We start from the raw sequence: 17,393 nt of genomic DNA on the forward strand, positions 1-17,393 counted from the left end.
CGGTCATGAGGCGCTCCAGCGCAGGGCGAACAGGGTCTGTCCCGGCAGGTCGAAGCGCACGCGGCCGTCCTGGCAGCGAAAGGGTGCGTCGCGGCTGCGGTTGTCGGCGCCGAAGTAGCGCAGGGCGCCGTTGTTCAGCGGGCACTTGGCGCCGCCCAGGTCCACCCGTTGCAGGCGCGTGCCTTTGTTCACGCCCAGCAGCGAGCGTTGGTCGTCGCCGGCCATCGCCAGCGCATCGACCTCGAAGGCGTCGTTGTCCAGCCACAGCACCTGGTGCAGCCAGTGCTGGCGGATGAACTGCTGGGCCAGGCCCACCGGCTTGAGTTCGAAACGGTCATCGCCCAGCACCCGGATCATGCCTTTGGGGTACTGCGGCTCGTCGGCGGCCTGGAACCAGTTGAGCATCGTCAGCAGGCCGTCCTGGGAGGCGTTGATCACCACCGACGCCCACCACAGCGAAGCGTAGTGGGTGTCCTGGTCGTAGGGGCTCAGGCTGGAGCCGCTGGACAGGTTGGTCTGGTCCAGCAGCAGCGCCTTGCGCGGCGCGCCGTGGGCGTCCAGCCCCACCAGTTGCGCGGCCCGCTGCACGCTGTCGCGGTAGGTGCGGGTGGCGAGCAGGTCGCGGACCATCCATTCGTGCCAGGCCAGGGCATCGACCTGGGCGGCGGATTCGTCCAGCAGCCGGCGCGCCCAGTCGAGGCCGCGCTTGTCCGCCGCGTGGTCGGCGAACGGCCCGTTGACCAGCCTCGCGCTGGCCGGCATCGCGATGCGCACGCCGGCTGCGGCGTTGGCCGGGTCGCTGCGCACCTGGCGGGCCATGCTGGCGAAGATCGCCCGGTACTGCTCGTAGCTGGCGTAGTTGAGGTTCGGCTCGTCGGCAAAACCGATGTAGTGGGTGCCCTTGCCCCCCAGCGCACGGGTGCCGGCGAGCCAGGCGTCGAGGCCGCCGTTGCTTTGCGTGTCGGCGCGCAGGTCGGCCTGGCGTTGGCTGCCGGCGAGCAGGGTGATGTCCTGGCGGATGCCGAAGCGTTCCTGATAGGCCTGGCGGAACGCGTCTTCGAAATGCGGGTTCTTCGTCGTCACGTCGACGAAGCTGTAATAACTGGCCGCCGCCGGCTTCAGCGCATCGAGCACGGCATGGCTGGCGGGCGGCGGCAGCACGTAGGGCAGGGCGACGCCCAGGTCCGGCGTGCGGCCCAGGACTTTGTCGTGCAGGGTGAGGCGGGTCTGGCCGTCGTCTTCGCGCAGCGGCTTGAGCTGCTCGGGCGCCTGCGCGAACAGGTTGGCCGTGCCGTCGAGCCAGAACGCCGCCTTGCCGCCGCCGTGCAGGCGCAGGCGCCAGACCTGTTCGCGCTCGCTGACCGGCAGGCTCACCTGGTCGAACTGCCAATAGGCCGGGTAGGGCACCAGTTTCAGTGTGAGGGCCTGCCCGTCGCCGACCCGCTGCGCCTGCAGGGCGTCGACGCCGCCGTGGAACTTGCCCGCCAGCACCGCGCGTTCGCCCGGCGCGACCTTGAAGTACAGGGTGTCGCCGTCCCGGGTCTCGGCGCAGAAATGCACCTTGGCCGGGGCGAACAGCGCAACGGTGCGCTCGTCGTGCTCAACCCGGTAATTGCGGAAACTGTAGCCGGGGATCTCCAACCGGTAACTGGCCGCGCCCGGCGCCAGGGGCCAGCTCTGGCTGCCGCGGGTTTCGCTGGCGGCGATCAGCCGCTCGCCTTGCAGCTTGCCCTGGCCGTCGAGCAGGTACAGGTGCTCTTCGTTGGCGTCGGCCTGCCAGGCCGGCGCCCAGCGCACGGTCAGCGTGTCCGGGCGGTCCGCCTGCAGGTACAGGCTGCCGTCGCGGATGTCGCCCCAGCGCATCGCCGCCGCGAAGGCGTCCAGCGACAGGCCGAGGCCGAGCAGCAGGGCCAGGCTTCTCATGCGGTTTTCCTGTGCAGCATCAGCCACATCGGCGCGAGGTCGCTGGGCAGGATGATCAGGGTCTTCCAGAACGGCACGCCGCTCAGCCGGCAGTACAGCACCAGCATCGCCACCGTCACCGCCAGGTAGGCGATGGACGAGGCCGCCGCCGCGCCGACGATGCCGTAGGCGGGGATCAGCAGCAGGTTCAGCGCCAGGTTGAGCAACGCGCCCAGGCCCATCAGCAGCGACACCGTGCCGGGGCGGTTCTTGCCCAGCAGGTCCAGGCGCAGGATGCTCGCGTAGCACAACCCCAGCAGGCCCGGCAGCAACGCCAACAGGGCCGGGTAGGCCGGCTGGTAGGCGGCGCCGAACAGGGTGACGATCAGCCACTGGCCGATCAGCGCCATCGTCAGGCAGGCGCCGAGCATCACCGTGGCGGTCAGGCGCAGGGCCAGCGGGGTGAGCCGATCCATGCCTTCGTCCTGCTGCAGCAGGCGTTTCATCAGCGGCGTGGTCACCGCTTCCGGGACGATCAGCAGCAGTTCGGCGGCGGCGCTGGCCATGGCGTAATGGCCCAGCGCGGCGCTGCCGAGCAGGGCGCCGATGAACAGGTAGTCCGAGCGCAGGATCACCTGCTGGAACAACAGGTCCGGATGGCTGCGGGCGCTGTAGCGCAGCAGTTCGTTCTGGCTGGCGCGGTCCCATTGCAGGCGCACGGGCTGCGCGCGACCAAGCCACACCCAGCCGGCCAGCACCACCAGGCTTATGCCGGTCAGCCAGCTGATCAGCGCCGCTTCCAGCGCCGATTCCTTCCACATCCAGAACAGCGCCAGGAACAGCAGCAGCGGCGCCAGCGATTCCACCAGGCGCAAGGCGTTGAACGCCACCACGCCGCCGGAGGCGTTGTGCAGGGTCAGCAGGCCGCTCTTGAGCACCGTCAGCGGCACCGCCAGCAGCAACAGCCAAGCCAGCAGGCCCAACTGCACCGTCACGTCCAGATCAGCGCCGAATTCGCGCACCAGCGCCACCACCAGCAAGGTCAGCAGCCCCGCCAGCAGGCAACCGAACACCAGCACCTGACTGAGCAAAAGGCCCATCGGCCGCTGTTTGGCCGCTTGATAGCCCACCGCCGAATTGAGCCCGCCGCTGGTGGCCGCGCTGATCAGGTCCGGCAGGGTACTGAGCAGTGCGAACAGCCCGCGCTCGCTGGGGCCCAGGATCCGCGCCAGCAGCACGTTGCGCAAAAGGCGCAGGCCGATCATCGCCAGTTTGGTGCCCATGCTCAGGGCCAGGTGGCGCAGGTAGTTGCCTCGGCTCATGGCCGCGCCCCACGGAAGATCCGCCACGACAGCAGCTCAGGATTGCGCGCGGTGCGCTGGCTGACGCCGAAGCGCGGCAGGTTCAGCGGATCGCCCGTGCCGCGGTAGATGCCGGTGCCGGTGCCCAGGGCAAACGGGAAGTCGTGGTTGGCGATGTGTTCGCGCACCCGCGCATCGTTGTCGCCGTTGGGGTAGCAGTACACCGGCAACGGCCGGTTGCAGCCGTTGTGCAGGGCGGTGCGGCTGCGGCTGATCTCTTCGTTCAGGCGCACGTCGTCCAGGCCGGTGAGGATGGCGTGGCTGGCGCCGTGGGGGCCGAAGCGCACCAGCCCGGACGCCTCCATCGCGCGCACCTGGTGCCAGTCCAGCGCCTGGGGCAGCGCCTCTTGCGGGCACTCGTCGGTCAGGCGTTCGAGGATGGCCGGGTCGAGGGTCTTGAGGTCTTGCAGGTAATGCAGCAACGACAGGCTGCGCCGGTTCACGTCAATGTCGTCCACCAGCACCGGCAGCGGATGGCCGATGGCATGCAGGCATTCGATCAGGTGCTGGCGCGGCTTCTCGCCGTGACTGCCCCACAGGGTTTCGCCGACGCTTTCCCACCAGAAGCGCTGGCGGCTGCCGATGAAGTCGGTGGACAGGAACACGCTGGCCGGCACCTGGTGCTTCTGCAAAAGCGCGAAGGCGTTGACCGCGTTGTCGCGCCAGCCGTCGTCGAAGGTCAGCGCCACTTGCGGGCGCTCGGTGCGCAGCGCGTTGGGCTGCAGGATCTCCATCAGCGGCACGCAATCGAAATGGCGCCGAAGCCACACCAACAGGTGCTCGAACGCCTTGGGCCCCACGCACAGTTCGTTGCGGTGCGGCAGGTCGGCGGCACGGTCGTTGGCCAGCACCCGGTGGAGCATCAGGATCACCCCGGCGCCGTGCAGTTGGTTTCGCCCCACGGACGAATTGAGGTACAGCCAGCCACTGGTGCGTTTTATCAGTTGTTTGATCGCCATGGCTGTGCCCTCTCTCTTATCGGTTTTGTTCAGGGTTCCACTGGGCGTAGCGTTGGCCGCGCAAGAACTGCCACAGGCCGATGCTCATGCCTGCCAGGGTCACCAGCAGGAACGCCGCGAGGCGGAACGGTTTGGGGAGGCGGTGTTGCGAATCCAGCAGGCCGGCGACAGCGGCGGCATAGCCGAGCAGCTGCGCCAGCAGGCTCAGGCGATAGAAACCGTGGTCGTCCCACAGCCAGAAATTGCTCAGCAGCAACGGCAGCAGCAGGACCGGCGCCAGGCGGCGGATCAGCTTGTGGCTGATCAGGGCCAGCGCGTACAGGCCGTGCTTGAGCGGGTTGAGCAGCTCGCGGCGCTGGGCCAGGCTCTGCAGGCCGCCGACGGTGACGCGCTGGCGGCGGCGGAACTGTTTGTCCGCATCGTCCACGCCGTGGTCGATCACCTGGGCCTCGGGCACGTAGACGATGCGCTTGAACTTCGCCGGTGCGCAGGTGCTGAGGAAGAAGTCGTCGTTGACCTCCGCCGGCACGTTCTCAAACAGCTCGCGGCGCAGGGCCAGCAGCGCGCCGTCGGCCGAGACCATGCAGCCGGTGCGGTTCTCGACCCGGCGCAGCCAGCCTTCGTAATGCCGGTAGAGGCTGTCGCCGACGCTCAGGCCGCCGCCGGTGACCGGAATCACCATGTGCCCCGCGCAGGCGCCGACCTGCGGGTCGTTCAGCGGCGCGAGCAGGTGGCCGAGGGTGTCGAGCGACCATTGGTTGTCGGCGTCGGTGAACACCAGGATGTCGCCGCTGCTCTGCGCCACGCCGGCGTTGAGGGTGGCGGCCTTGCCCTGGCGCGGCAGGTCGAGCACGGTGATGCGCGGGTCGTCGACCGTACGGGCGCGGGCCACGGTGTCGTCGGTGGAGCCGTCGCTGGCCAGGATGATCTGCAGCGTGGCCGGTCGGTAGTCCTGGGCCAGCAGGGTGCGCAGCTTGTGCTCGATGTGCCGCGCCTCGTTGTGGGCGGCGATCACCACGCTGACGTTCAGCGGCGGCGCCGGGGTGTGGCGCCAGGCCGGGAACAGCGGCGCGAGCAGGGTCAGCAGCAGCGGATAGCCGAGGTAGGCGTACACCGGCAGCAGCAGGCAAGTCCAGAAAATGAATTCAGCCACGGGCAGGCCTCCTGGCGGTCCAATGACACAGACTGAGAATGAACGCGGCCCCGGCCAGGTGCAGGCGCACCCAGTGCAGCCCCCACAGTTGCAGGGTCAGGCCGATGTGGCGGTGGCGGCTGCTCTGGCGCACGCTGAGCGCCAGCGCCGGCAGGGTGGTCAGCATCACCATGATCGCCGCGTGATGGGGAAAGCCGTTGAGCAGGGCGGACACCGCCAACAGATCCAGCAGCCACGCGACCAGCGACAGCAACGGGAAGCGCAGCAGGCGCAGGCTCATGCCGTGGGTGCGCAGCAATTGCAGGTGGCTGCCCTGGCGCCACATTTCCTTGCCCATCCACTCGCGCCAGTTCATTTCGTAGCCCCAGTGCAGGGCCACGCTTTCGTTGACCGACAGCAGCCGCGCACCTTGTTCGTTCAGGCGCAGGGTGAATTCCTTGTCTTCGCCGGTGCGCAGGTTCTCGTCGAACCCGCCGACCTTGTCGAACCAGCGCCGGCGCATCAGCAGGTTGGCGCTGGGCAGCCAGTCCACGGCATGGGCGATGTGGGTCTGCGGGCGCAGGGTGCGGCGCTGCCAGGCCACGGCGTACCACGGCGCGGCGGCGGGCGTGTGCAGGTCCAGCCCGAACACGTCGGCGGTGCCCACGGCTTCGGTGGCGAACAGCGGGCCGAGCCAGTCTTCGGGCATTTCGATGTCGGCGTCGATGAACGCCAGCCATTCGCCGGTGGCGCGGGCGGTGCCGCGGTTGCGCAGGGCGCCGATCATCAGCCCCGGCAGCACCAGCACCTGGGCGCCGAACCGCCGGGCGATCTGCGGGCCGTCATCGGTGGAGCCATTGTCGACCACGATCAGCTCGCACTCGACGCCGGCCGCCTGCGCGGCCTTCTGTGCCGCCAGCAGCGTGCGGCCGATGTGCCGCGCCTCGTTGAACATGGGAATGACGATGCTGATCCGGGTCATGGGCGGGCCTCCCTCGGCGGCGCCTGTTCGGCTTTCAGGCGCAGGACGCTGGCGAGCGCCAGCATGATCCACACGTACTTCTGGTTCGGTGCGCTGAGGAACATCAGGAACAGGGTCAGCGACAGGAAGCTCATCCCCAGGTGGGTCATCAGGTCAGCCTGCTCCCAGTCGCGCCGCTGCATCCACGCCCGCCGCGCGCGGATCAGGTTGTACAGGCCCTGGGCAAGCATGCCGACGAACAGCAGGCCCGCCGGGATCCCCAGTTCACTGAAGATCTCAAGGTAAGTGTTGTGCGCACGGCGGTAGAGGTCGCCGATCTTGCGGTTGGCGGAAAACGCCTTGGCGTAGCCGGTGGTGGCGTAGTGCAGCGGGAACGTGCCGGGGCCGGAGCCGAGCAAAGGGTTCTCGCGGATCATCTGGCCGCCGACCACTATGTACGAGGCGCGCCGGCCCAGGGATTCGTCGTCGTGGCCGCGGGCCCCGGCGCTGAGCACGCTCAAGGACTGGATGCGCGCCAGGTAGCCGGCGGGCATCGCGTAGATCGCCAGCGGAATCACGATGGCCGCGCCGAGCATGGCGAAGCCCAGGTGACGCGGGCGGATGCGCGACAGCTGCGCACGGTAATGCCAGCAGCCGATCACCAGACTCAGGGCCAGCACCACCAGCCCGGAACGGGATTCGGTCTTGGTCATGCCGCCCAGCAACAGCAGGCAGCAACCGCCCCAGAACAGCCGGTGCAGCAGGTTCGGGCTGCGGATCACCAGCAGCAGGCCCAAGGGCACGGCGAACGCGATCAGCAGGGCGAAAGCGTTGGGGTCTTCGAGCAGGCCGGCGGCGCGGCCCTGGTCCTGGAACTTGGTGGAGAACATCGCCATGGCGCACGTGGCGCTGACGCTCAGGGTCACCAGTCGGGCGAACAGGTCCAGGTTCAGCTCGCGGCCGATCAGCAGGGTGATGACGAACAGGATCAGGCCGACGCTCAGCTCGCGCAGGTGCCCCAGGGACATGCCCATGTCGTCGGTGTCGAGCAGGCTCAGCAGGTACAGGGCCATGAAGCCGATCAGGAACCGCCAGACATTGCTGCGCAGACGCTCGGACGGCAGCTGGTGCAGCGCCAGTTGCAGCATCAGGATCAGCGCCAGCGAAGCGCCGAGCAGCTTGCTGCCCGACAGCGAACTGTCCTTGAAGAAACCCTCGAACGGCACCAGCGCGGCGATGCCGAGCAGGCCCCAGGCCGGCTTGCGGTACAGCACCGCCACGCCCACCAGGCCGAGCACCGCGCCCGGCGCCAGGTACGGATAAGGGCTGGCCAGCAGGGCGACGCAGACCAGGCCGAGCAGACTGACGATCGAGAGCGGGACAATCATGCGCGTGCCTCCCGTGCCGTGCGGATGTACAGCTGCGACCAGCGTTCGGCCAGGGCCTTGAGGTCGTAGCGGTCCTGTTGCGTGCGCCGTGCGTTGTCGCGCAGCTGCCGGGCCAGCACCGGGTCGGTCAGCAGGCTGTCGAGCTGGCGGGCGAGGGCGGCGGTGTCGGTGGGGGCCGCCATCAGGCCGTTGTGCCGGTGCTCCAGCACATCGGGGATCCCGCCGACGCCGAACGCCACCACCGGCACGCCGCTCTGCATCGCCTCCAGCAGGATCATCGGCGTGCCTTCGGTGCGTGAGCTGATCACCAGCGCGTCGAGCAGCCGCCACCAGCGGCGCATGTCGGTCTGATAGCCCGGCAGACGGATGCGCTGGTGCAGGCCGGCGGCGTCGATCCGCGCTTGCAGCGCCTCACGTTCCGGGCCTTCGCCGAGCATCACCGCGTCGAGCTGCGGGTGCTGCAGGCACAGCGGGATCAGCGCGTCGAGGAACAGGTCCGGGCCTTTCTCGCTGCTCAACCGACCCACGTAGCCGGCGAGCTGGCGCTGGCGGCCGGCCCGTGCCTTGCCGGCGGCCTCTGCCGCCGGCAGGCCGTTGGGGATCACCTGCAGCTTCTCGGCGCGCACGCTGGCCTGACGGTGCAGGGCCGCGATGCTTTCGGCCACGCACACCACCCGGTTCACCGAGGCGGTGCGGCACAGCTGCAGGCTCAGCCAGGTGTAGAACTTCTGCTTGCGGCTGCGCGGGGTGAAGCCGTGCTGGGTGATCACCAGCGGCAGGCGCAGCAGGGTCGCGGCGAGCCAGCCGAACAGCAGCCCCTTGAAGTTGTGGGTGTTGATCAGCGGGTATTCGCCGCGCCGCTGGCGCAGGTGCCGCAGCAGGGCGGTGAAACCCGCGCAGCCCTGCGCATCGACCCCGGCCTGGCGAAAGCGCGTGATCAGCTCCGGCGGCGCGTCGAGGAACATCACCTGATGCCGACCCGGCGTGGCCACGCAGTGGTCGAGCAGCATCCGCTCGGCGCCGTAGAACCCGCCGCTGCTGAGCAAGTGAATGATCGGCAGGGCGGTGTTGGCTGAGGACGGCGCGTTCAATTGCGCACCCAATGCAGGAAGCTCGGCACGGTCCAGTTCTTGTGCGGGTTGCCCGGCAGCGCGTTCTGGTCGTTGATCACCAGCAGCACCGGCACGCCCAGTTCGTGGCTGATCTGTGCAGGGTGCTTGAAGCGGTGGTCGAAGAACTCACGCACATAGACCAGGGCGATCGCCAGCAGCAGGCCGGTGAACAGGCCGAACGGAATGATCAGCAGCGGCTTGGGGAAGGCCGGCTCGGTCGGCTCGAACGGCGGGCTGAGCACCCGGGCGTTGGACAGGTCGTCGTTGAGCGAGCGGGTGGTGCTGCTTTCGGCGAAGCGCTGGGCGTAGGTCGAGAACGCAGCGTGCAGCGCGTCGATCTCGGTGTCCATCTGGCGCAGCTTGCTCTGGGTCTGCTGCAACTGGCGGATGCGTTCCTTGAACTGGGCGATGCGCTCGGTCTTCTGATTGATGACCTGAGTGACCACCGCCAGGTCGTTGGTGCGCTCCTGGATGCGGTTGCTGACGATCTTGAGGAACTGCGCACGGGTGCGGGCGATCTGCTCGCGGGTCAGCAGCATCGGTTCGCTGCCGGGGCGGAACACCGCCAGGTCGTTCATGTAGCGGCTGACCTGGGTGGTCAGTTGCTCGCCCAGCTGTTTGATCTCGCGGTCCTCGAACGCCACGTTGTCCACGGTGGTGGTGAAGGTGTAGGGGAACGAGTAGTCATCCAGCTTGTTGCTGCTGGCGGCGGCCAGGGCGGTCTTGAGGTATTCGAGCCAGCGCTGGCTTTGCAGCAGGCGATCCTGGTACAGGTTCAGCGCTTGCTCTTCGGTGTTGATCGCGTTGAGGCGGAAGGTGATTTCCTCCTTCGGATCCGACGAGCCGACGCTTTCCAGCAACGCCTGGCGGGTGCCTTCGAGGCCGTCCAGGCGCACCTGGTACAGGTGCTTCTTGGACTCGTAGAACGATTGCGGCAGGTCGATCGACTGCAAGGCCTGACGGCTGACCAGATAGTTCTGCAGCAGGGCGGCGACGAAGGTCGTGCCTTGGTGCGGATCCGGGAAGCTGTAGATGACCGAGATCACGTTGGAGCCGGGCAGGGTCTCGATCTTCAGGCTGTCGATGGCTTGCTGGGTGAGCGCGTCGAGCGCGGTGTCGCGCACCGGATCGGTCTCAAGCCCGAGCAGGCCGCGCAGCGGGTTGATCACATGTTCGCGCAGCGGCGAGCTGACGTAGCGCTTGAACGGCTCGCTCACCAGGCGGTTGAACATCCCCGGCGACGGGGTGTACTCGCCCTTGTCCCGCAGTTCGCCGATGGTCTGACGGATCAGCGCCGGGGAGCGCAGGATGTTGCTCTCGGTCTCCATGTCCGCCAGCGACGGCGGAATGAACGTGGCGTTGTCCACGGTCAGCGATGTGGAGGCGTCGCCCTGGGAGAGCTTCTTGGACTGCACGATCACTTGGGCCGTGATGTCGAAACTCTGTTTGAGCACCAGGGGCAGCGCCAGGGCGATCACCGCGAAGATCAGGAAGACACGCTTCACCAGCCGCTTGTTGGCGAAGAAGATCCTGAAGAACTCATGCAGGTAGTTTTCCTTTGGATTCATGGCCGGTCACCCGAGGGTCAGTTGTTGCTGTTTTTGTTGTCGACGCGGTAGCCGAAGCTGAACCCCACGCCCTGGAACAGCACCACGTCGGCCAGTTGCCGGGCGAGTTCGCCGGCGCTGGCCAGTTTGGTCTTGGGCACGTAGAGCATGTCGTCGGGCTGCAGGTAGGCGATCTGCGACGCGTCGCCGGCCAGCGCCTTCTCGACGTCGTAGCGCACGGCCTGCACCTGGTTGCCGTTGCGGCGCATGATCATCACCGAGTCCAGGCGCGCCTTGACGTTGGTGCCGCGGGCCAGGGTCAGGGCCTCAAGCACCGAGACCGGCCGGCGGATCGGGTAGGAACCCGGCTGGCCGACTTCGCCCAGCACGTAGATCTCGTTGCCGGCGGTGGACTTGAGCAGCACGTCCACGGTCATCCGGCCCGGCAGTTGCGCGTACTTCTGGTTGAGGAAGGTCTCCAGTTGGTTGACGGTCATGCCTTGCAGCGGCACGGCGCCGATCTCCGGGAAGCTGGCGTAGCCGTCGGTGCCCACGGTGATCTCGCGGCTCATGCCGGTGGCCGGGTGGTTGAGGGCGCTCTTGAGGTTCTGCTCGTTGGTCAGCGGGCTGATGACCTGCACCGTCAACTGGTTGCGGTTGGGCTGGAACAGCGCCTTGCGGTTGTAGGCGCGCTGGATTTCCTGGCGGGCCTCGTCGCTGGTCAGGCCGGCGATTTTCACCTGGGTGTTGGCGCCCGGCAGTTCGATGGTGCCGTCGGGCAGCACCAGTTGGTTGCCGTTGAGCTGGCTGGCGGCGGTGAAGTTCAGGCCGATCTGGTCACCGGACTGGATGCGGTAGGCGTCCGAGCCGCTGGTGCTGATGTGGAAGATCACGTCCAGCACATCTTGCGGGCGCAGGGTCTGCTCGACCTTGGGCATGTCGGTGGCCTGGGCGTTGGCCGGCGGCGCGGTGAGGATGTTCACCGGCATGGTCAGGGTGTCGGAGGTGCTGGAGCAGCCGGCGAGCGGGAGCAACAGCAGCACAAGCATTTTTGCGTTCATGGCGTCATCCCTCGCAGTGGCTCACAGGTTTTTGTACAGCCATTTGGGCATGTAGTACTTGCGGCGGTTGAACACGCTGCCGACCACTTTCGCCCCGGCCTGGGTCAGCCGCTGCACGGCGGCCTGGGCCACTTCCCAGCGGGTGTCTTCGGCCCGCACCACAAACACCACGCCGTCGGCCTGGGTGCCCAGCACCAGGGTGTCGGCGGCCGAGTACACCGCGTCGCCGTCGATCACCACGAAGCGGTACTGGCTGCCCAGCTGATCGAGCAGCGGGCCGAGGCGCTCGGGGGTCAGGCGCTCCATGGTGCGGATCGGCCGGCCGTTGGGCAGGACGTGGAACGGCAGGCTCGACACCTGCACCACGCAGTCCTGCAGCAGCGGCGGGTTCTCTTCGTTGAACAGCAGTTCGCGCAGGCCGCGCTCCTTGCCCAGGTTCAGTTGCTGGGTGAGATTGGTCGCCGACTGGCTGGCGTCCACCAGCAGCACCAGGCCGCTGCTCATCTGCGCCAGTTGGCTGGCCAGCGCCAGGGCGCTGGTGGTGGTGCCCGCACCGGGGTTGGCGGCGGTCAGGAACAGGATCCGCAGATCCAGGTCCAGCACGGTCGAGGTCAGGTTCGACTCGCTGGGGCTGGCAATGCTCAGGCTTTTGTTGGTTGAACCGTCCATTAGCTTGCTCCGTGGCCGCTGAATACTTTGAAGGGGGTTTTCACCAGGATCTTCAGGTCAAGCAAAAGGCTCTGCTCGGCGATGTAGCTCAGATCCATCTCCACACGTTGGTCGAAGTCGACGTCGCTGCGCCCGGATATCTGCCACAGGCCGGTCATGCCGGGGTAGATGCTCAGGCGCGCCAGGTGGCTGTCCTTGTAGCGGTAGGCGTTGAAGGAGGTCGGACGGGGGCCGACCAGGCGCATGTCGCCGGTCACCACGTTGAACAGGTTGGGCAGCTCGTCGAGGCTGCTGCGGCGCAGGAAGCCGCCGATGCCGGTGATGCGCGGATCCTTGTCGATCTTGAAGTCGATGGCGTCGGCGCCGTGCTTGTTCAGGTGGCGCAGCGACTCCTTGAGCTCTTCGGCGTTGGCCACCATGGTGCGGAACTTGTACATGCCGAACTTGCGGCCGCGGTAGCCGGTGCGCTTCTGCACGAACATCACAGGCCCTGGGCTGGTGAGTTTGATGGTCAGGGCCAGGCCCAGCAGCAGCGGGGAAATCAGCAGCAGGATGACCAGGGCGCCGAGGCAGGCGACCACGCGGTTGGTGCGCGACAGCGTCCAGGGCCGTCCGCCCTCGCGGCCGGTGACCCAGCCGCGCCCCTGGCGGTGGATCGCGCTGTCAAGGCGCATTCGCTGTTCCGGATCCATGCGCTTGTCGCGGTAGAGCTGTTGGATCGGCACACCTTTCTCATGTCCAGTCATGGATTCCTCCGCGGATGATCAGCCGCGCGCGGCGCGTGGGCGATAGGCTGTGGGGTAGTACTCGCGGAACCAGGCGATGAAGCGCCCCAGTCCCTCATCCAGCTCTATCCGGGGCTGGAACCCGGTGGCCCGGGCCAGGTCGCTGGCCTCGGCGCAGGTGTTGAGCACGTCGCCCGGTTGCAGGGGCAGGAGCTCGACCACGGCCTTCTGGCCGAGATGCTTCTCCAGCAGCGCCAGGTAGGTCTTGAGCTCCACCGGGTGCTGGCCGCCGATGTTGAACAGGCGCCAGGGCGCCATGCTGCTGGCGGGGTCGGGTTGCTCGCGGTCCCAGGCGCCGTTGGCGTGGGGCGCGCGGTCGATCAGGCGGGCGATGCTCTCGACGATGTCGTCGATGTAGGTGAAGTCGCGCTGGTGCCGGCCGTAGTTGAACAGCTTCAGCGGCAGCCCTTCGCTGATCGCCCGGGCGAACTGGATCGGCGACATGTCCGGCCGGCCCCAGGGACCGTAAACGGTGAAAAAGCGCAGACCGGTGCAGGCGATGCCGAACAGGTGGCTGTAGCTGTGGGCCATCAGTTCGTTGGCCTTCTTGGTGGCGGCGTACAGCGACAGCGGGTGGTTGACGCCGTCCTGCACCGAGTAGGGCGTGTGCTGGTTGGCGCCGTACACCGAGCTGGAGGAGGCGTAGATCAGGTGCTCGACCGGGTGGCGCCGGCAGCTTTCCAGAATGTTCAGGAAACCTTCCAGGTTGCTGTCCAGGTACGCCCGCGGGTTCTCCAGCGAGTAGCGCACCCCGGCCTGCGCAGCGAGGTGCACCACCACCTGCGGCCGTTCGCGGGCGAACAGCGCTTCGATGGCCGGAGCGTCGGCCAGGTCAGTCGTCACCAGGGGAAAATCCCCGGCCTCGTGGCGCACCCAGCGCACGCGGTCGTGCTTGAGCTGCGGGTCGTAGTAGCCGTTGAAGTTGTCCAGGCCGAGCACGTCGTGCCCGTCGCGGATCAGCCGCAGCACGCAGTGGGCTCCGATGAAACCGGCCGCGCCGGTGACCAGGACCTTCATGGCTGCAACCCTTCGGGGGCGATGTGGCGCAGGCCGATGCCGCTGTAGTGCAGGCCGGCCGCCGCCACGTGTTCGGGGTTGTAGAGGTTGCGGCCGTCGACGATGACTTTCGCCCGCAGCTTTTCGGCCAGCAGGTCGAAGTCCACCACGCGAAAGTTTTTCCACTCGGTGCAGATCACCAGGGCATCGGCGTCTTCCAGGGTGTCGTCGCGGGTGGCGCACAGGTGCAGGTCGTCGCGGAAACCGTAAATGCGCCGGCACTCGGCCATGGCTTCCGGGTCGTAGGCCTGCACGCTGGCGCCTTCGGCCCACAGCGCTTCCATCAGGTAGCGGCTGGGCGCTTCGCGCATGTCGTCGGTGTTGGGCTTGAACGCCAGGCCCCAGATGGCGACGGACTTGCCGGCCAGGCCTTCGGGGAACTGCGCCTTGAGCTTGCTGAACAGGATGTGCCGCTGGCGGTCGTTGACGTCGGTGACGCTGCGCAGCAGTTTGAGCGGCATGCCGTTGTGCTCGGCGGTGTGCAGCAGGGCGCGCAGGTCCTTGGGAAAGCACGAGCCGCCGAAGCCGCAGCCGGGGTAGATGAAGTGGTAGCCGATGCGCGGGTCGGAGCCGATGCCCTTGCGCACCGCTTCGATGTCGGCGCCCAGCCGTTCGGTGAGGTTGGCGAGTTCGTTCATGAAGCTGATGCGGGTGGCGAGCATCGCGTTGGCCGCGTACTTGGTCAGCTCGGCGCTGCGGTTGTCCATGAACATCAGTTTTTCGTGGTTGCGGCAGAACGGTGCGTACAGCTCGCTCATCTGCTCGCGGGCCTGGGCGTCGCGGGTGCCGATGATGATCCGGTCCGGGCGCATGCAGTCGGCCAGGGCGCTGCCTTCCTTGAGGAACTCGGGGTTGGACACCATCCGCACCTTGAGGCTGCCCTTGCCGCGCCGCTGCAGCTCTTCGGCGGCGGTGGCCGCCACCTGATCCGCCGTGCCGACCGGCACCGTGGACTTGATGATCAGCGTGCGGTCGGCCTCCATCACACCGGCGATCTGCCGTGCCACATTGAGCACATGGCTGAGGTCGGCGGAGCCGTCTTCGTCGGCCGGGGTGCCGACGGCGATGAAGATCAGTTCGGCATGTTCCACCGCATCGCTGGCCTGGGTGCTGAACAACAGGCGACCGCCCTTGATGTTCTCTTCCAGGGTCGCCGACAGGCCCGGTTCGCTGATGGGCGGCACCGCCTGTTGAAGTTGTTTAATTTTGTTCGGGTCAATATCGATGCACAAAACTCGATGTCCGACATCGGCCAATGCCGCTGCTTGAATCAGGCCGACATAGCCCGTACCGAATACGCTCACGTCCATATTGGCGTGCCTCGCAAGACGCTGGGGAAGATCGAATTGGAACTGTCAAAAGGGGTATAGCGCAGCGTTGGAAAAGCATGTCAGCAAAATGACATGTTGCACGTGTATAACACCCCCAGTTTTGGGGGCTAAAGGCCATCAAGTACTTGCTGTATCTGGGTTTGTCCCGTCCTTGACATGTTTTTCACATTTCAAAGAAAACGATAAACGGTCGTAGGCCACAAAATTCAAGGCCTGTAACGACTTGGGTGTGTCAGTTTTGAGTCAATGTTTTTTTGACGCTTTGAGCAAAAGTCCGGCACTTCTTGCGCTTTGATGGCCTGCTGCTAGTGTCAGAAATTGACCGACAAACTATTGACCGGTGCCCGCCGATATCCCCCGGAAATGCCATGTTCAGATATTTGAAAGAACTGCTTTTAATTATCTATCTGCTGCTTTATTCCGATTATTACCTGGATCGGTTAAATGCTATCGGGGTCGGTTTTGCGGTAGTTCTTTTTGGCGTTATGTTTTTGGCGCTTACTTTCGCATTACTACTTACGGCCTATATACGTCAGTCTTTCATTCGCCATTTGTTCGCATTGGCGATGTTCATCTCGGCGGTGTTCTTCGATGTGTACATGCGGGTGACCGCCGACTACCTGACCTACAGCGGTTTCGTGTCGCTGGTGTACTCCGGCGGCTTCATCCAGGAAGCGGCGTACCAGTACCGGGATGCGATCGTGCACGGCCTGCTGAACGGCGTGCCGCTGTTGCTCGGCATCGGCCTCAAGCCACGGCGTCCGTTCCCGCTGCCGAATGCGTTGCGGGTGGCGGCGCCGCTGTGCGGGGTGATGCTGCTCAGCGCCGTGCTGTTCGTGCGTGCCGGGGAGGGCGCCCGGGGGCTGCCGGTGATGTACACGCCGTTGGCCTACCTCAACCTGTTCGCCTACGAGGCGCTGCACAACACGGTCGGTCCGCGGGAGCCGGTGTCTTTGGCGCGCAATGGGGCGGCGGTCGGCCACGACATCGTGCTGATCATCGACGAGAGCATTTCCGGCAACTACCTGGACATCAACGCGCCGTTCGGCGTGCACAGCAATCTCAAGGAGGCGCATCCCGGCGTCGCGGTCTTCAACTACGGCTACGCCGCGTCCATCGCCAACTGCAGCGCCGACACCAACGTCACCCTGCGCTACGGCGGCACCCGCGCCGACTACCGGCGGATCAACAGCACCCTGCCGTCGATCTGGCAGTACGCCAAAGGCGCGGGGTTGCGCACGGTGTACATCGACGCCCAGCGCACCGGCGGCAACCTGCAGAACCTGATGGACGGCGCCGAGAAAAAGGACATCGACGAATTCGTCCAGTTCGACCAGACCAGCGTGCGCGACCGCGACATGGCGGCGGCCGCCAAACTGGTCGAACTGCTCAACGACGGCACGCCGCAATTGGTGGTGATCAACAAGGTCGGCGCGCACTTCCCAGTGCACGACAAATACCCCGATGCGTTCATGGCCTACCGTCCGGCGTTGCCGCGGGGCCAGTTCACCGACATCGCCGACACCGGCAAACGCGACGGCTTCAACGGCCAGCCGGACGACTGGGCGCTGTACCGCAACGCCTACAAGAACACCGTGCTGTGGAATGTCGGCGAGTTCTTTTCGCGGGTGTTCGCCCAGGCCGACCTGAACAACGCGGTGCTGATCTACACCTCCGACCACGGCCAGGACCTGCACGAGCGCGGCAACCCCGGCCTCAACACCCATTGCGGCGGCGACCCGGTGGAGGAAGAAGGGTTGGTGCCGCTGGTGGTGATCCAGGGCGAGCGCCTGCAGACCCTGGACTGGCCGGCCCAACTGGCGGCGAACAAGGACCGTTCCAGCCACTACAACATTTTCCCGACGCTGCTGCAGTTGATGGGCTACGACCTGGCGGGCATCGAAGCGGTTTACGGCAAGCCGCTGAGCGTGCCGACAGCGGATGACTTCACCTTCAATTACCGCTTCAACGCGCGGCTGGGGGCCAAGCCCGAGTGGAAGCACATCGACCTGGGCAGCATCGTGACGCCGGGGGAGGCGGGCACCAGCGTGGCGGCGGGGCAGTAGGGGCCTTTGGGGCTGTGTCAGCCCTATCGCCAGCAGGCTGGCGATGAGGCCGGCCCGGTCGCC

14 protein-coding genes are annotated in these 17,393 nt (G+C 66.6%); 1 reads left to right on the forward strand and 13 read right to left on the reverse strand.

The annotated features are described in order from the left end of the window. Positions 1–3: 3 nt before the first annotated feature. Genes CAG29_RS27025 through CAG29_RS27085 form a run of 13 tightly spaced genes read right to left on the reverse strand, consistent with a single transcriptional unit; the run spans position 4 to position 15,243 of the window. A complete protein-coding gene (locus CAG29_RS27025) occupies positions 4–1,923 on the reverse strand; it encodes a hypothetical protein (RefSeq protein WP_085586740.1) in 1,920 nt (639 codons plus the stop codon). Continuing rightward, positions 1,920–3,224, reverse strand: a complete 1,305-nt coding sequence (locus tag CAG29_RS27030; RefSeq protein WP_085695416.1) for a lipopolysaccharide biosynthesis protein — start codon at positions 3,222–3,224, stop codon at positions 1,920–1,922. The genes CAG29_RS27025 and CAG29_RS27030 overlap by 4 nt, the downstream gene beginning before the upstream one ends. Then, the gene (locus CAG29_RS27035) at positions 3,221–4,222 is read right to left on the reverse strand and encodes a polysaccharide deacetylase family protein (protein WP_085586741.1); all 1,002 of its coding nucleotides are present in this window, start codon (positions 4,220–4,222) and stop codon (positions 3,221–3,223) included. Before CAG29_RS27035 ends, CAG29_RS27030 begins: the two co-directional genes overlap by 4 nt. A gap of 16 nt (positions 4,223–4,238) precedes the next feature. After that, positions 4,239–5,375 carry a glycosyltransferase gene (locus CAG29_RS27040; RefSeq protein ID WP_085586742.1) on the reverse strand — a complete coding sequence of 379 codons (1,137 nt, stop codon included), beginning with the start codon at positions 5,373–5,375 and terminating at the stop codon, positions 4,239–4,241. Next, positions 5,368–6,336, reverse strand: a complete 969-nt coding sequence (locus CAG29_RS27045) for a glycosyltransferase family 2 protein (RefSeq protein ID WP_085641151.1) — start codon at positions 6,334–6,336, stop codon at positions 5,368–5,370. The genes CAG29_RS27040 and CAG29_RS27045 overlap by 8 nt, the downstream gene beginning before the upstream one ends. Further along, entirely contained in the window at positions 6,333–7,703 is a 1,371-nt protein-coding gene (locus CAG29_RS27050) for an O-antigen ligase (RefSeq protein WP_085586744.1), read from the reverse strand. The genes CAG29_RS27045 and CAG29_RS27050 overlap by 4 nt, the downstream gene beginning before the upstream one ends. Further along, a complete protein-coding gene (locus tag CAG29_RS27055) occupies positions 7,700–8,794 on the reverse strand; it encodes a glycosyltransferase family 4 protein (protein ID WP_085634001.1) in 1,095 nt (364 codons plus the stop codon). The genes CAG29_RS27050 and CAG29_RS27055 overlap by 4 nt, the downstream gene beginning before the upstream one ends. Continuing rightward, positions 8,791–10,383, reverse strand: coding sequence for a Wzz/FepE/Etk N-terminal domain-containing protein (locus tag CAG29_RS27060; RefSeq protein ID WP_085586746.1), 1,593 nt, complete (start codon positions 10,381–10,383; stop codon positions 8,791–8,793). The genes CAG29_RS27055 and CAG29_RS27060 overlap by 4 nt, the downstream gene beginning before the upstream one ends. Positions 10,384–10,400: 17 nt before the next feature. Next, entirely contained in the window at positions 10,401–11,423 is a 1,023-nt protein-coding gene (locus CAG29_RS27065) for a polysaccharide biosynthesis/export family protein (protein WP_085586747.1), read from the reverse strand. Positions 11,424–11,444: 21 nt separating this feature from the next. Then, positions 11,445–12,092 carry a CpsD/CapB family tyrosine-protein kinase gene (locus CAG29_RS27070; protein WP_085586748.1) on the reverse strand — a complete coding sequence of 216 codons (648 nt, stop codon included), beginning with the start codon at positions 12,090–12,092 and terminating at the stop codon, positions 11,445–11,447. Continuing rightward, the gene (locus CAG29_RS27075; protein WP_085586749.1) at positions 12,092–12,838 is read right to left on the reverse strand and encodes a sugar transferase; all 747 of its coding nucleotides are present in this window, start codon (positions 12,836–12,838) and stop codon (positions 12,092–12,094) included. The genes CAG29_RS27070 and CAG29_RS27075 overlap by 1 nt, the downstream gene beginning before the upstream one ends. An 18-nt stretch (positions 12,839–12,856) precedes the next feature. After that, on the reverse strand, positions 12,857–13,894 hold the full coding sequence (locus tag CAG29_RS27080) for an NAD-dependent epimerase (RefSeq protein ID WP_085586750.1): 1,038 nt from the start codon (positions 13,892–13,894) through the stop codon (positions 12,857–12,859). After that, positions 13,891–15,243, reverse strand: coding sequence for a UDP-glucose/GDP-mannose dehydrogenase family protein (locus CAG29_RS27085; protein WP_085634003.1), 1,353 nt, complete (start codon positions 15,241–15,243; stop codon positions 13,891–13,893). The genes CAG29_RS27080 and CAG29_RS27085 overlap by 4 nt, the downstream gene beginning before the upstream one ends. 389 nt (positions 15,244–15,632) lie before the next feature. On the opposite strand from CAG29_RS27085, the gene CAG29_RS27090 reads away from it, so the two are divergent. Continuing rightward, entirely contained in the window at positions 15,633–17,330 is a 1,698-nt protein-coding gene (locus tag CAG29_RS27090; protein ID WP_085634004.1) for a sulfatase-like hydrolase/transferase, read from the forward strand. Positions 17,331–17,393 lie beyond the last annotated feature (63 nt).

This window comes from Pseudomonas sp. B7(2017), assembly GCF_002112745.1.
Taxonomy (GTDB): domain Bacteria; phylum Pseudomonadota; class Gammaproteobacteria; order Pseudomonadales; family Pseudomonadaceae; genus Aquipseudomonas; species Aquipseudomonas ekonensis.